Source organism: Stieleria varia, from assembly GCF_038443385.1.
In the GTDB taxonomy this organism is placed as follows: domain Bacteria; phylum Planctomycetota; class Planctomycetia; order Pirellulales; family Pirellulaceae; genus Stieleria; species Stieleria varia.
Map to the genome: position 1 here is coordinate 811,532 of NZ_CP151726.1, position 14,747 is coordinate 826,278.

A 14,747-nucleotide genomic window follows, 5' to 3' on the forward strand; every position below is an offset into this window, starting at 1 on the left:
TTAGCGGTGACCGCCGATCGCACGATTGGCCGTGAAGGCACATTTCGCGAGAAACTCATGATGTCACGTTGAATTTACGGTAGCGGGCCATCAGGAACATATGAACGGCATAACACATTAGCCCAAACCCCGTGATCCCGATTAGGAGTTTTCCATACGTTTGAGCGGCGATGGCCGCGAGTGCGTCACTCATGCCTGCGATTTCGCCATCGGAGGTTCCTCGGATCGCGGACATCAGGATGAAGCCGCCGATGATCGCGAACGCAACTCCACGCGTCGATAAACCGATGCGACCAGCGTTGAGCGCTGCCTTGCGAGCCGTTTCGCTCATCTTGTTGATTTGGTACGTCGTCATGAACTTGGCTCTGTAAGCTTTGTAGACAAAATAAACCGCGACGCCGATCGTGATCGCGCCCGCAACTGCAAGTACCAGACGACCCCACGTGGAGTCGAGCAGGCTACTCGTCATGCCTTCATCACCAGATCTGGACGTTCCGGCGATGCCCAATGCCAACGAACCGGCAAAACAACCGAGCATCAGGTAGCCCAATCCGCTGACCGCGTAGCCGATCCGTTTGGCAATGCCTTTTGCATCCTCGCCAACGCCTTCGGTGTCTTTGGCGGCTTGCACCCATCGCCAAGCGGTGTATCCGATCAAGCCGATCGATGTCAGACCAAGCAAGAACTGCCCGAAGGGCTGTTGTCCGATCTCACGAATAGCATCGCGTGATCCCGAGATTTCTCCACCTGCTCCGACCGCCAGCTTGAAAGCGAGAAATCCGATGATGAAATAGACAACCCCTTTGGCCACGTGACCAAAACGACCGAGCGTTTCGACCCAAGGAGGGACTTCCGGCATGGATCGTGTTTCAAAGCCATGCCAAGAACGACTATCGGGATCGCGACCGGTGGCAGGTTGTGTGATGGACATGGACTGAACTCAGGATGGATATGGAGTAGGGATCATTTGCAAATGTGCGTGCCAGTGCCTACCAGGGGGATGCAAACTTCATGCCGGAATCGTGCCGACGGCTTGCAACCCGGCGGTACAGCAGGACGTCAGGCTGTCCCAGGCAACTATGCGAGCTCAACGCGTCAGCCTCGCATGCTTCACCGAAGCGACCACATAGAATGCCGGATAGACAAGCGACAGTAAGACCATCGACATCGGCGAGCTTGGATAATCAGAAAGCAAGATGAACGCCAAGCAGCCAACCCAAACGATGCCTCCAAGAAAAATGGGCCTCTTCCATTTCCGGGGCGCAAGGTTGGGGTATAGCACCCAAACGGGCATCACGGTCAACGCCGTCAGGATCCACAGCATGCTCGCGGTCAACCATGGACTGATTTGAGTGGAGAAGACTCCGGCGTAAATGGCGTACAAATTCCAATACGATGGGAATCCACGAAAGACGCCGCGGGCTTCGTCTTTGGCCTCTCGATGGGCGAACCCAAGCAAGCTAGCCATCATCGCCAGCGTGACGGTCCATCCTAAACCGCTTGGCATCCATTGCATCCGCCAGATCAGCATCAATGGAATGAAGGCGAACGTGAGATAGTCGAGTAAATCGTCAATGACACGCCCGTCCACACTGGCGGCGGTCTCTTTCACGTCAAACCGACGAGCAAGCGGACCGTCGACCGCATCGATCAGTGTCGTTAGCAGCAGTAAGCCGAACACGACCACGACATTACACTCCGGCTGAACCATTTCCCGAACGGCAAACGCCGCGGGAATGACACCCGAGGCGGTTAGCAGATGAACGAGGTAGGGGGCTTTGGTCGACGACATGTTTTCGAGTGGTGGACGAGGCAAAGAGTCCCTTTACAGACGAGTACGAAAGAAGGCTTGTTGCCTCGTCCACTGCAAGTATGTTGCCGTAAACGACCTCGGCGGGTGTACCGGCCAGGATTGACAGGACTGCTCAAAGTTTGGGGTTGACATTGTTTTTTCAGTCCATGTTTTCGTTCCATGCAGCGCAATCAAAGTGAGCCTCAGGCGCTAGCCGTGGGCCGGCACCACAATCCGCCTCAGGCCCACGGCTAGCGCCTGAGGCTCACTGGGGCCACCAGCTGCGATCGTCAATAGCACAATTAAGCTACTGGCGACGAACACAAACCCCGGTAGCAACATCACGGATCAACGCCACGGCAATCGCAATCTTTTAGCGTGAGGTTGGTGTGGTGCGAGCTGGCCGCTGGACGTTTTTGACTCTGCCACATTGATCGTCATGGGAATGCAAAGCGGTTGTGGATGAAGTGAGGTATTGGACGAGCCTACGCATCCAATTGCTGGGACTCGTCACCCAGTGCGATACGCCCAGTGCGATTCACCCAGTGCGATACGCCCAGTGCGATACGCCCAGTGCGATACGGCTCATGCACTACGTTCCCTTTCATAGCAAAGCCTATTCCGGTATGTCGTTCGCACGGGAAGGTTTCCAGTAACCGACCAACCAGACCGCCGAACTCGGGCAACAAATGATCACCATCATCATCGTCGAAGCCGTGCTGATACTCGCGATAGCGAGCTTGCTCATGGGGTCGCTGTTGAACCTCAGCTCGCATCCCATCTGGTTCATCCGTGGCTGGGATTTTCCGCGGGGGCAGATCATCGCCGCTGCTTGGCTGATCGTTGCGGCTCAACTTCTGTTGACGATTCTTGTGCCGTCGTCGGGCGCTGTTTCATCTTGGTGGCTAGTCACGGGAGCGTTGGCGTTAACCCTCTGGCACAGGTTCCGAATCATTCCCTACACGCGGATCTGCCCAAAGCAAGCGAAGCCAACCCGATCACAGCAACCTCGGGTCAAACGAGATTGCGAGAAGCCGCCGCCAGCGTACAGGGCACCCCGAGAACTTGTTCCACAACGCAGATCGTTCTGTTCGTGTTTCGACGGTCCTCAACTGACGCCGCCCGACCAAACGCGCCCTTCAGCCGAATACATCCGTTGTCCGCCAGGACCAATCGAAAGGTAAGCATTGTCGGCGTACGGTGTGAACTCATCTGCCATTGGCGTAGGGTTTTCGCAACGCCTTGGCGACATTTGTCGCGACCAGATCCCTGGGGTGGGGAGAGACCGCTTGGTAGGGCAGCGTCGTCAGAATCACGCAGATTGAATCCGTCGACGGATCGGCCCAACAGATCGTTCCGGTTGATCCAGTGTGCCCAAAGGTTTCTTCACTCAGGTAAGGTGTATTGCCGATTTGCCCGAGATCAAACGCCAGCCCACGTGGTCGAATGTTCGGTGGATTCTGATTGCTGATCATCAGCTTGATGGTTTCTGGTTTGAGGATCCGTCCGGTCGGATGCAGAAACTCGTGCAGGAAACGAGCGACGTCGTCCGCCGAACCGTGAGCAGTACCCCAAGGAGCCCCAAGCTTTCTCCAGTACGGACTGTTCCAGTCCCAAGATTTCGTCGATGGATCGCCCGCGCCCGACTCAGGAGCAGCCCGATCGACCTGATTCATCACGACGTCCGAGATCTTGAACGCCCCGAGACCCATCGCCGAGCGCGTCATCCGCAGTGGTTTAAAGATCCGCTCGTGCGCCAAGTCTGTAATCGAACGACCACTGATCCGCCGGGCGACTTCGGTAGCCAGTAAAATCGCCATGCTTGAATAGCTGTATCGGCTGCCGGGCTCCAGCAACAGCGGCGTCTTGACCGCGGCGGCAACGAACTCGGAAAGCGACGCATGCGACGCGCGTAGTCGGGCGTTCTCGGGAAGTTGATCGGGAAGCCCCGAAACATGCGTCATCAACTGGCGGATCGTGATCTTCTCACGCCCGGCGCCTTGAAACTCGGGAAGGTACCGCTGAACGCGATCATCCAGCTCAAAGCGTCCGTCATCGAAAAGCGTCATCACAGCGGCAATCGAGATCGTTTTTGAAATCGACGCCAGCAAGAACATCGCATCGGTGTCACTCGCTTTGCCATACGTTCGCGAAAAGACATCCGAGCTCTGCTGGACGAAGATAGCACTCGATTGTACCTCCCCTCGCTCGGCAGCATTGGCCAGGATCCTGCCAGCGCTTTCAAGCTGCGATTCATCAATACCAGCTCCCGCGCGAGGGCAAAGCGTCAGAGCTAGACCACTTCCCAGAAAGATTCGTCGTTTCATGTCGCAGTTACTCTTCTCGGTAATGGCTCGGCAGTAGTTGGCATTTGGTACGATCGCCAGAGTCCCGCAGATCCGTTCGCCAACCCAAATGTAGGCAGATTGCTCGTGACGGTTGCGTACTTGTTTTCACGTCCCATCGTAACCGCTTTGATGGCTTGCTGTTTGGGTTGGCTTCAGGTATCCGAATGATTGGCCTAGTCCAGAGATCAAGTGGGCGTCGGCCACCCAGCGACACCGAATGCTCCGCCGAAAGAGAACGGGTGCAACAGGTCTTCGTGACGACTCTTAGCGCGTTTCTCGTTGCATCCGCCAGCGGTTTCGCAGGGCTGCACTTCGGCACGCCAGCGAAGGCACTGGCCGATAGACTCACAACTTTGCCCGATGCAAGCAACCTACGTGGTGGTGGCCAGGCCAAGTCAGTGATCCTTTTCTTTCTATGTGGTGGCGCGTCACACGTCGACACCTGGGACATGAAGCCCGATGCACCCGCCGAGTATCGCGGTCCATTTCAGCCTATCTCGACGCCAGCGCCCGGTGTTCAATGCTGCGAGCATTTGCCGTTGCTTGCCAAGCAAGCTCATGGCTACGGTTTGGCGATCCACTTGCGGACGATCGCGGCGTCGGCGATGTTCCAAATGCAAACTTCTCCGTCGAAAGAACCGCTGGCGATGTAGTGGCCATTGTCGACGCCCGCTGTGGTCCTCTGGTAGCATGCTGAGAGCACCCAATCGCTGTGCCCTTTGTATTCCTGGACAATTTTATTGGTGGCTAGGTCGATTCGCAGGAGTCGGTGATCGGCACAGGGCAAGAAAAGATTGGTTCCGCGGCGGAGTAGTTTGTAACCTTCACCACCAACACCAACTTCGGCAACTTTCATGGCGCCTTCGACATTCCATCGGTGCAGTTTATTGTCAGCTCCAACGGAAACAACCTGCTTGTTGTCGGCAAGAATCGATATGCCTCGCACCGCCGCTGCGTGTCCTAAATAGCTTGAAAGCAATTCACCCGTGGCTCCATCGTACACCTTTGCCGACTTGTCCCGACTGGCCGATACCAGCCGCGTGCCGTCATCGCTCCAAGTAACCGCAGTAACCCAATCCGCGTGACTCGCGATCGTTCGAATTTCCTGCAAGGTTTCAACATTGACGATGCGAATCGTGCTGTCGGCCGAAGCGATAGCAAGTTCATCTGTTCCCGGCCGAAAGGCGATGTCCAGCACGACGTCGTTTGTTCTCGCAACAACGCCTTTGATTTCACCTGAATTGAAATCAACCAGTCGCACTTCTCCACTTCGTCCAGGCTCACCGCAACCGACGGCCAGTGTCTGCCCATCCGATGAAAACGCGAGGCCCAAAACGCGTTGCCCGACGTTCTGGATCCGCCGAACGAGTTTCGCGTCTTCGGTACTCCAGACGACTAATTCGTGGTAGCCGCCGGTGACAATCAGTTTGCCATCGGGAGAAAATATCGTCGCCGTGATTGGAATGACTTGGCTGTAGACTTCCGGCGGGTCAGCGTATCGCACTGGTGGAATAACCAGCGCCAGTGATTGGCCAGAACTCTCACCGTCGAACTTACCGCCAGCAGCGATCCATTTCTTCATCAATTCAATCTGCTTCGGCGCGAGAGGTTCGCTCTCAGCTGGCATTCGTTCCGATTCGTCGTCGCAAGTCATACGTCGCAGCAACTCGCTGACTTGATCCGGCGAAGCAGCGATCGGCAATTCGCCCGAGTCACCCGCCTTACGCAGCTCGTCGTAAGTGTCAACTCGATAGCCACCTTCTGCTTTCTTGGGACCATGACAAGCCAAGCAACTGTCCAGCAGGATCGGAGCAATGTCACTGCAAAAGCTGACCGGGACGGTGTCGTCGCCCCAGGCCATCGACACTTGGGTCAAAAAGTAACATAGCGCAACAGCAGAAATGAAAAATTGTTTCATGGATCGATTTGGGCTTAAAGAAAATTGAACCTCTAATGCTGGAACAAAAACTCGTCGGTATTGAATAACGCCCAACAAACATCCTCAACGCCAACGACGGGGTCTGGATTCTTGCTGCAATGTTCAGCTGCGGCTTTCAACTCGATTTCGGACGGTGGACGACAGACGGCAGCCAAATAGATTTCGCGAATGACTTCTTCGACCGGCTTGCCATCCGCCAAGGCTTTGCGGAAACGATTATTGGCGTCTCGCAACTTTCCGTGGATCATTGGGCCATTGAAGAGTTCGATGGCCATGCCCAGATTCGAATCCTCGGCTCGTTCACATGCACAAACGGTGCTTCGCTCAGGTTGGCCGAAGACTTTTAGAAAATCGACTTTGACCACATCTGGAGCGGGCAATTGGGTGGCGAGCGTGCCTGCCGGTAGGCTGCCAAACTTCTGCTCGAGCGCTAGCGTGCGATTGATTGCGTCAAGCAATTGTTCTGCTCCCAACAAACGAGGTTCTTGATGCGAGAAGAACTTGACGTCCTCTTTGTTGAAATCCGTCGTTTGGTAACTCGCTTGATAGGTCCGGCTGTTCAAGATGACGCGCAGCAAGTGCTTTCGGTCATAGCCGCTTTCGACAAAGTCTTTCGCGAGTGCATCTAGCAGCGCTGCATTCGATGGAGGATTCGAGTCGCGGAAATCGTCGATGGGATCGACGATGCCTCGTGCGAAAAGTTGGCTCCAAATGCGATTGGCTTCGATTCTGGCAAAATACGGATTGTCAGGATTCACTAACCAATCAGCGAACGCGATGCGTCGGTCGGTGTCGCCCGGCGATTCGATGCTGCCGACTTGCGGCAACCATGGGACCATGACTTGTCCGGTTCTGGGTTGGGTCACGTCGCCGGAAAAGTCGGTGTAGACAAACATCTCGCCTGGTCGATCTGTTTTGCGACGCTGGACACGATTGAAGAACGCTCCGAGTCCATAGTAATTGTCTTGCGTCCATCGCTCGAATGGATGGTTGTGGCATTTCGCGCATTGCAGCCTCGCACCGAGGAAGACCTGGGAAATTGTTTCCACGCATTCGTTCATGTCGGTGCACGTGCGATAGAAGTTCGCAGGCGGATTTGCCAGCGTACTGCCGGCACCGGTGAGCAGTTCTTTGGCAAACTGGTCGTATGGCATGTTCTCGTGCAACGACTGTTCGACCCAGCGATGGTATTTGTAGACTCCTTCGTCGCCGACCAGCTTGCTGGTCATCCTCAGCAAGTCGCCCCACTTCAGCGACCAGAATTTTGCGTACTCTTCTCTTTGCAGTAACGCGTCCACCAACTGCTCGCGTTTTCGCTTGTCAGTGCTCGCCGAGAACGCAATTGTTTCTTCAATGGTGGGTAAGATCCCGAGCACGTCCAAACTGACCCGTCGCAGGAACTCGTCGTCGCTGCAAGTTTCTGCAGGCAAGTATTGCAGTTGTTTCAACTTGGCATTCACCAGCTCGTCAATGTAGTTATTTGGTTTGGGAGACTTCCACTCGAATCCCTCCAAGTTCTCGACGAACATCAACTGCACGGATTCGATGTATTCCAGCAACCGCACCAAGATCGCAACTTCACCACGTTCGTGTGGGGTCACAAAGCCATTGACGTCAACGGTCGCAACAGCCGTGTCGGAAGTTTCGTAGGCGACGAGATGCGTGACATCACGTTTGCGGCCATCTGCGAAATGCGCCGTGACGGCCAGTTGCTGGCCACCGTCTTTGACCGCCAATATCTGTTTTTGATTCGGATAGACCTCAAGCTTTGTGACACGTGGAGTGTGTGCGGGGTCTGCGGTCGCACCATTGGCAATCCAATCACGTAAAATCGCGTAAGCTGCATCGTCTCTGCGCAACTGTTTGCCACCGCCGTGGGCTACTTTCATCAACGGCTTGAGCAAGAGCAGGCTTTGTTCGGGATCAAGCGAGTTCGTCCGACGACCGAAGTCTTCGCGGATCAACGTTAACTCATCTAGTTTCATATCAAAGGCGCGTAACGACAAGCGAAACCCGCCTTTGCCGCTCGGCGATCCATGACAGGCGCCCGAGTTACAACCTTGCTTGGACAGTGCGACCAAAACCTCAGACTCGAATTCGATCTTACGCGGCGTGGTGACGTTGGAAACTCGTACCGGGATGACTTGTCGATGCGAACCCACTTCGACGATCACTTCGGCTTCTCCATCTGCGATCGGAAAAACGACTCCATCACGCACGTCGGCAACTTGCGGGTTGGATGAAGTGAGTCGTGCATGGCGAGTCCAATCGCGCGGCAGGTTTTGCACGTCGGTTCCGGTGACCGCCAGTTGCTGTCTGCTACGCGAATCTGCAAACACGATCTCGCTCGGGTACACAATTAGATTCGTGGGACTTTCGTCCAGCTTCGCCAATGTGTGTATTGACTTGACCGTGAAATCTTGCCCCGCGTACTTGCTGGTGGCGTTGATGGTTAGCTCGTGAGCAACGTCGAGCGCCGCATCAGCCGCGATCTGCAAATCAAATCCCGCGTGCGTTTGATCTGCGGCGATAACAGTCGACTCAGGGCCTGTGATGCCGGCTGGTAAACTCGCAAATGCAATCGTTACTGGTTGCGGATCACTTCCCTCTCGCAGTAGATGCACCTCCACGCGAACTCGACCACCGCGCACAATCGGTTCCCGGAATTCTGTCGTGATGCGGACGGGATCAATCCACTGGATCGGCAAGCTGTAGGTTTCGATACGTCCGTGTCCGTTGAAATCGCCAAAGACCAGCAACGGCAGTCGATCAGGTTCACCCGTTGCTTGGTCGCTGCGTGCCAGCGTCAGCGTGTACGTTTCCTTATCCACTTTCGTGCTGACGGTCCAACCGGCAGGCAACGCACCGGGGAGCACGTCGACGCCCGCTTTGAATTCAGCTTGAAGTCGCTTTGGCTTCAGCGATGCCGAGTGCGAAAGAACGGGACGAGCGAACTGTACCGGAGCGGTGGGGTCCATCGTGAACGGCGCATCAGTTGTCGTGGTAGCGGCAAGCACAACTGCACCGTCGGATTGCGTCATAGGGGCAAGCACAAACGGCTCCTTGACGCGTCGCAACGCGTGACTGTGCACCAGGCAGCTTTGTTCTGGGTTGTCGACGGAAGACGCACTGAGTCGAACTACGTCCAGACTGTCCGATTTCCATGCTTCATTCGCAGTCAAGTAGATCTTCGCCTCGACGGCTTTCGCGGGAATCCGAGGATTCACGATTCGTAAACCCGATTCCGCGTCCCTCAGCGCGAGTTCGATCTCACCGTCGTAACCGAACCGTAAGACTTGCAGGTCCAGAGCACATGCACCGTGCTCAGGTTCAATCATGAATTCTTCTCGCGTCTTTGCATCTGCCTTGAGCACAACGCTAAACGATCCAGATGGAACGCACTCAATGTGGTACGCAAACTCATCGCCGCCGCGTTTCAGCAAATCAGTTGCCTCCAAACGATAGTCGCCCTCCTCAGGCAACGTCGCGTCAAAGCTCCATTCGTCAGCATCGGTGACTTTCGTCTCCGCAATCTTCTTTCCGGCAGGATCGAACAACTGCATCTGCAAGAGCGCGGGACTGCCAAGGCTTCGCGTTCTCGCAGCGATGCGAATGACTTGCCCCTTGGCACCGTGGATGAGATAGCTGTCGACTTCTTGCGGCTGCCCTAAACGACCGTTGATGCCGATCGGCAACGTCAGGCTTTCGGCTGAGTCGGATTCATTGAATTGCTCATAAGCGCTGCAATAGAGCGGCAGCCAACTAGAAGACTGCCCATCGTCGAATTTGGTACGAGCCAGCATGGTTTCTTGAGCTTGCGCGGGAACGTCGATCTCACGTGCAGGCAAACGTTCTCCATCGGGTCCAGTGAAGGCAACCGAAGTCTTTTCGCCGCTGCGTACCGCCAGTGGATAACACTGATTGACGATGGGAAAGTCACCGATCCGCAGTTGATAAGCTGCGCCACCGGCGGCATTGTGACTGTCGTGAATCTCAAGCCAGTAGTCGCCTTCCTCCGCAAATCGGTAACTGAACCGGCAATCGGGACCGACCAAACTGTCGTCAGCTTGCATGAGTGTCTCTCCAGCGGCATTGAGCACACGAAGCACTGGATCCATCGCGGAGCGAAGCTGTTGCGTGTGGACTTCGACTGCAACCCGCTCACCAGCAGTTGCGTGGATTCGATAGAAATCGCTAACCGATGCATCGCAAACGCCTTCGACGGTTGATCGCGTGGATAGCTGCTGCGCCGTTTCGCTCGAGTGATTGTTGCCGGTGCCCTGTACCGCATCTAAATCGTCGACGATGACCACATGTGGTTTGACCACGCCCGTCGATGTGGCCAACCAAAGACTCATCGGGCCAAGTTGCGCGTCTTCGGGTAGTGTCAGAGCGACGGTGATTTGAGTAGGCTCAATCTTTTCGACTTGCCACTTCACAGATTCATCGCTAGATGCCATTCGTAGCGAGTCGTTCAGGTCAGTGCCTTGAATCACCAACTGTGTCGTTTGTCCCGGCTTGCAGGTTCGCGGTTGTACCGAGTTGATCGTTTGGGCGATGGCTTGAAGCGTCAAACACAGCCATCCTAGACTCGCTAAGCAAAGCGTGCACGTTCGATTTCGCATGGGCTTCATTCGGTAGGCAGGTGAACTGTTTCCATTACACGAGTTGTCATTAAACGAGGAGTTCATGCAAAACCCTCCCTGAAGTGATTCGGTGAGGTCGGTCTTCACGATCGAGTAGCGCGGTTTCGATTGGCAGACCCATCGCGTGCAAGATCGTCGTTGCGAAATCCTGCGGCGAGACAGGATCGGACGCGGGGTAAGCAGCATGTTTGTCGCTTGAGCCATATACCATGCCGGGCCGAATGCCGCCGCCGGCCAGTAGTCCGCTGTAACAGAACGGCCAGTGTTCGCGGCCAGCATTGTTCGCCGTAATTTGTGGGTTACGGCCGAACTCGCCGACCCACGCCACGATGGTTTCGTCCAGCAAGCCGCGTTCTTCCAAGTCCGTCAAGAGTGCTGCCAGTGCGCGGTCGGCTGGGGGGATCAGATCGCTCTTCAAACGGTTGAAATTGTCACCGTGCGTGTCCCAAAAGTTTTTTCCGTCGTTGTGCCAATTCACAGAAACCAACGGCACGCCGTGTTCGACAAGTCGCCGAGCCATCAAGACGCATTGCCCGTGAATGTTGCGACCGTAGCGTTCACGCGTGGCGTCGCTTTCCTGAGTCAAATCAAACGCTGAGCGAACATTGCCTGAGCCGATCATCTCCATCGCACGCGTTTGATGGTTCCCGTAGGATGACGCGCCCAGTGAGCGTTGCAACGTCGCACGCTGGGCGTCGAGCGTCTTCAGCAATTCCACTCTCGATTCCAACCGTCCGATCCCAATGTCCGCCGGTAGCGACAGTCCTTGCGGGTGCCACTTGGGATCATTCAGATCACCACCGAGCATCATGCCATCGTAGGCGGAGCCCAACCAACCACCGTGTTGCCCAGGTGCTTCGCCGCCGGGGGCAGCAGGGTGAAACGCTTTCCATGGCATGGCAACGAACGATGGCAAACCATTCGCACAGGGGCGAAGCTTCGATACGAGTGCACCCAAGTGCGGCGAGTCCTTGGCACTTGGCGGGTCAGCGTCGCTTTTCAGCACCGGCGCGAGCTGTCCTGTTAGCGTCGCATGTCCGCTGGATAAATGGGCGGGATCGTCATGCGTGAGCGAGCGAATGATCGCCAACTTGTCCGTCATCGAAGCAAGCTGCGTAAAGTGCTCGCAGATTTGAATGCCGGGAACCTTGGTCGAGACCGGGTTGAATGTGCCACGCACCTCCGCCGGCGCAGCGGGCTTCATGTCAAACGTTTCCAGTTGACTTGGCCCGCCCCACATGAACAGAAAGATGCACGCCTTGGCACGCTTGACTGGCGTGCTCAGGCCGTTTTCTTGTGCAAACGCCAGTCGGGATTCCAGATCACCCAAGCCCAGACCGATCGCCGAAATCGCACCGGCGTGCAATACTTGCCGGCGGTTCAAGCGATTGAAACGTCGAAATTCGCTGCAGCCCGTTGGCGTGCTTGTTTCACGAAATGACATGGAGTTCTCGGTGGGGACAAAGTTCTGTGGTGCGGGCTGCCCGTGTGCGATGCAGGCACGCCGCCTAGGCTACGATCCGACTAACTCAAACCGGCGATGGTCTCGCCGTGATAAATGTGGTGGGGTCGATTCTCGGCGTCATGCTAAGCCGCTGTGGCTGGGATTCCCAAGGCGTCGTATATCGTTGCGGCGAAGTTTTCTGGCTTGACCGGTTGTTCGTCGGGATAAGCACCTCGCGCATCGGACTTACCAACCACATTGCCACCGCGAATGCCGCCGCCGGCGAACAATACCGATTGAACAGCGCCCCAGTGATCGCGGCCGTAACGATCTCGTGTCGCATCCGACTCACGACTGATCTCGAACGCATCCGTCAACTTGAATGTTGACCGGGCCATGTCAAAGGGCCTTCGATCAAATAGTTCGGTAGAGAAACACCCGAAGGCATGCCATCGCTGCGCGGACGAATGAAATCCAACGCCGACGCGTAGTTGGGGAATTCGTTGCGAGTCTCCACACGATCCAAATCCGATCCACCACGTGGCACCGGCGTAGGGCGACCGGTCAACGCGACATGCGTCGCCAATAAATGGTTGTGTTCGCGATGCGCGAGCGTTCGCACGATGGCCCAGCGATTGGTTTGCTGAGCAAGTTTTGGCAAGTGTTCGCAAACTTGATCACCAGGAATCGTCGTCGAGATCGGCGTGAACTCCCCGCGAACTTCCGCTGGGGCATCGGGTTTCGGATCGAGCGTATCGAGTTGACTTGGACCGCCGCTAAGCAGCACGATCAACACAGACTTGGCCTTGCAAAATCCAACGCGTTTATTCACCGTCGAATCGCCTGCCAATAAAACGTTCCTCGGCAGTATCGATCCAACGACACCCGCGGCAGCGGCACACAATAAACCTCGACGATCCAATCCATAGAAAGGCTTAGGCATGGGCGAGTACCCAGAAAGGCAGGATTTAAGGTGGGCAGGTAGTTTGAGGCAGGACCTATATTCTACATGAAGTGAGCGACCTGGGTGATTGCGAGTCTCCTCACTCAGGCATTTTGCAGTTGACCAATTTCCTTGGCGCGGGGGTCTGACCGGCCAATCTCAAGGTCGGTTTGAAAAGTTACCCCACTGGGCTGGACCCTGGGGAATTGCTGGCAATCAGCTCAAAATGTTGTGAATCACGTTTCCATGCACGTCTGTCAGCCGAAAGTCTCGACCGCCATAGCGATACGTTAAGCGAGTGTGGTCCAGTCCGAGACAGTGCAGCATCGTCGCGTGGAGATCATGCACACTCGTACGATTCTCCACGGCTTGGAAACCGAATTCGTCGGTCGACCCGTGCACGGTTCCACCCTTGATGCCACCGCCAGCCATCCAAACGCTGAAGCCCCAGTGGTTATGGTCGCGTCCCTGTTTCGGATCCCCTCCAGCCCCCAATTCCACCGTCGGCGTTCGTCCAAACTCGCCTCCCCAAAGCACCAGCGTGTCTTCGAGCATTCCTCGCTGTTTTAAGTCGGTCAGCAAAGCGGCAATCGGCTGATCCAGTTGATCGGCCAGTTTCTGGTGATTGTCTTTGATGTTCTCGTGGTTGTCCCAGGGCTGGCCGGCACCGTGCCAGAGTTGGACGTAACGAACACCTCGTTCCAATAAACGTCGGGCGATTAGCGTTTGTCGACCATGCACGCCCGATCCATAAAGCTCTTGGACATGCCTTGGTTCATCGGAAACATCAAATGCTGCCTGTGCATCGTGTTGCATCCGAAAGGCCAACTCGTAGGACTGAATGCGAGCATCCAATCGGTCGTCCGAACGCGACTGTTGATGTCTGCGGTTCCAGCTTTGCAACAAATCCAATTGGCGGCGTTGATCGCGAGTCGACACCTGCGGGTGCTCGATGTTCTCGATCATCCTGCGAAACTCCTTGTGTTGCGAGTCGATATATGTTCCTTGATACGCACCAGGTAGAAACCCAGATTGCCAGTTCTCATTGTCCTTGATTGGTAAACCACCAGGACACATGGCCACAAAGCCGGGCAGGTTTTGGTTCTCAGTCCCAAGCCCATAGAGCAGCCACGATCCCATGCTTGGTCGGGTTTGTACTGAATCTCCGCAATTCATCAGCATCAACGATGGCTCGTGATTCGGGACCTGAGCGTGCATCGAGCGAATGACCGCAATGTCGTCGATATGTTCCGCCGTCCGCTTGAAAAGGTCGCTGACTTCGATACCCGATTCGCCATAACGACGGAACGTAAACGGCGAAGGGAATGCTGCTCCCGTTTTTCGTTCTGTCGTCAGCGTGTTGGCGAGTGGTTTGCCAGCGTACTTGGCCAATAAAGGTTTCGGGTCAAACGTATCGACATGCGAAGGCCCGCCATTGAGAAAGAAATGAATCACTCGCTTCGCAGTGGCCGGGAAATGAGGCTCGCGAGCTGTGAGTGAGTTGGCTGATTGGTTCGTTTCCGCGGCAGCCAAGCGATCATTGTCGCCCTGAACGCCCGCGAGTGCGATCGCTCCGACACCGAGTGCCGAACGGGCAAGGAGGTCGCGGCGGTGAAACGTGTTTTTCATCATTGA

General features: G+C 55.7%; 11 protein-coding genes. 1 reads left to right on the forward strand and 10 read right to left on the reverse strand.

Translation table 11 applies throughout. The features are described from left to right. Positions 1-55: 55 nt before the first annotated feature. From Pla52nx_RS02885 to Pla52nx_RS02900, 4 genes are all read right to left on the reverse strand, one after another. Complete coding sequence (locus tag Pla52nx_RS02885) at positions 56-931, reverse strand: DUF1206 domain-containing protein (RefSeq protein WP_146518192.1); 876 nt, start codon at positions 929-931, stop codon at positions 56-58. Positions 932-1,087: 156 nt separating this feature from the next. Beyond that, positions 1,088-1,792 carry a CDP-alcohol phosphatidyltransferase family protein gene (locus Pla52nx_RS02890; RefSeq protein ID WP_146518193.1) on the reverse strand — a complete coding sequence of 235 codons (705 nt, stop codon included), beginning with the start codon at positions 1,790-1,792 and terminating at the stop codon, positions 1,088-1,090. Positions 1,793-2,277: 485 nt separating this feature from the next. Beyond that, the gene (locus Pla52nx_RS02895) at positions 2,278-2,646 is read right to left on the reverse strand and encodes a hypothetical protein (protein ID WP_146518194.1); all 369 of its coding nucleotides are present in this window, start codon (positions 2,644-2,646) and stop codon (positions 2,278-2,280) included. A gap of 354 nt (positions 2,647-3,000) precedes the next feature. Then, positions 3,001-4,119 (reverse strand): serine hydrolase domain-containing protein, encoded by a 1,119-nt coding sequence (locus Pla52nx_RS02900; RefSeq protein WP_146518195.1) that lies wholly within the window; start codon positions 4,117-4,119, stop codon positions 3,001-3,003. A gap of 260 nt (positions 4,120-4,379) precedes the next feature. Between Pla52nx_RS02900 and Pla52nx_RS32850 the strand changes: the two genes are divergently transcribed. After that, positions 4,380-4,793 carry a DUF1501 domain-containing protein gene (locus Pla52nx_RS32850; RefSeq protein WP_390620364.1) on the forward strand — a complete coding sequence of 138 codons (414 nt, stop codon included), beginning with the start codon at positions 4,380-4,382 and terminating at the stop codon, positions 4,791-4,793. Here the strand turns inward: Pla52nx_RS32850 and Pla52nx_RS02910 are convergent. The 6 genes from Pla52nx_RS02910 to Pla52nx_RS02935 form a co-directional block, all read right to left on the reverse strand. Beyond that, entirely contained in the window at positions 4,703-6,058 is a 1,356-nt protein-coding gene (locus Pla52nx_RS02910) for a c-type cytochrome domain-containing protein (RefSeq protein ID WP_146518197.1), read from the reverse strand. The two genes, Pla52nx_RS32850 and Pla52nx_RS02910, sit on opposite strands and share 91 nt — an antisense overlap. Positions 6,059-6,090: 32 nt before the next feature. Beyond that, complete coding sequence (locus tag Pla52nx_RS02915; protein WP_197454239.1) at positions 6,091-10,704, reverse strand: DUF1549 domain-containing protein; 4,614 nt, start codon at positions 10,702-10,704, stop codon at positions 6,091-6,093. Between the two features lie 49 nt (positions 10,705-10,753). Continuing rightward, complete coding sequence (locus tag Pla52nx_RS02920) at positions 10,754-12,169, reverse strand: DUF1501 domain-containing protein (RefSeq protein WP_146518199.1); 1,416 nt, start codon at positions 12,167-12,169, stop codon at positions 10,754-10,756. A gap of 143 nt (positions 12,170-12,312) precedes the next feature. Further along, positions 12,313-12,567, reverse strand: a complete 255-nt coding sequence (locus Pla52nx_RS02925) for a DUF1501 domain-containing protein (protein WP_146518200.1) — start codon at positions 12,565-12,567, stop codon at positions 12,313-12,315. Continuing rightward, a complete protein-coding gene (locus tag Pla52nx_RS02930) occupies positions 12,543-13,112 on the reverse strand; it encodes a DUF1501 domain-containing protein (protein WP_146518201.1) in 570 nt (189 codons plus the stop codon). The genes Pla52nx_RS02925 and Pla52nx_RS02930 overlap by 25 nt, the downstream gene beginning before the upstream one ends. Positions 13,113-13,328: 216 nt before the next feature. Continuing rightward, complete coding sequence (locus Pla52nx_RS02935) at positions 13,329-14,744, reverse strand: DUF1501 domain-containing protein (protein WP_146518202.1); 1,416 nt, start codon at positions 14,742-14,744, stop codon at positions 13,329-13,331. Positions 14,745-14,747: the final 3 nt, after the last annotated feature.

Coding starts and splice junctions, on each gene's coding strand:
- Pla52nx_RS02890 (WP_146518193.1), bottom strand. CDS start 1,792: ATGTCGTCGACCAAAGCCCCCTACCTCGTTCATCTGCTAACCGCCTCG.
- Pla52nx_RS02885 (WP_146518192.1), bottom strand. CDS start 931: ATGTCCATCACACAACCTGCCACCGGTCGCGATCCCGATAGTCGTTCT.
- Pla52nx_RS02935 (WP_146518202.1), bottom strand. CDS start 14,744: ATGATGAAAAACACGTTTCACCGCCGCGACCTCCTTGCCCGTTCGGCA.
- Pla52nx_RS02900 (WP_146518195.1), bottom strand. CDS start 4,119: ATGAAACGACGAATCTTTCTGGGAAGTGGTCTAGCTCTGACGCTTTGC.
- Pla52nx_RS02930 (WP_146518201.1), bottom strand. CDS start 13,112: ATGCCTAAGCCTTTCTATGGATTGGATCGTCGAGGTTTATTGTGTGCC.
- Pla52nx_RS02925 (WP_146518200.1), bottom strand. CDS start 12,567: ATGGCCCGGTCAACATTCAAGTTGACGGATGCGTTCGAGATCAGTCGT.
- Pla52nx_RS02910 (WP_146518197.1), bottom strand. CDS start 6,058: ATGAAACAATTTTTCATTTCTGCTGTTGCGCTATGTTACTTTTTGACC.
- Pla52nx_RS02920 (WP_146518199.1), bottom strand. CDS start 12,169: ATGTCATTTCGTGAAACAAGCACGCCAACGGGCTGCAGCGAATTTCGA.
- Pla52nx_RS02915 (WP_197454239.1), bottom strand. CDS start 10,704: ATGCGAAATCGAACGTGCACGCTTTGCTTAGCGAGTCTAGGATGGCTG.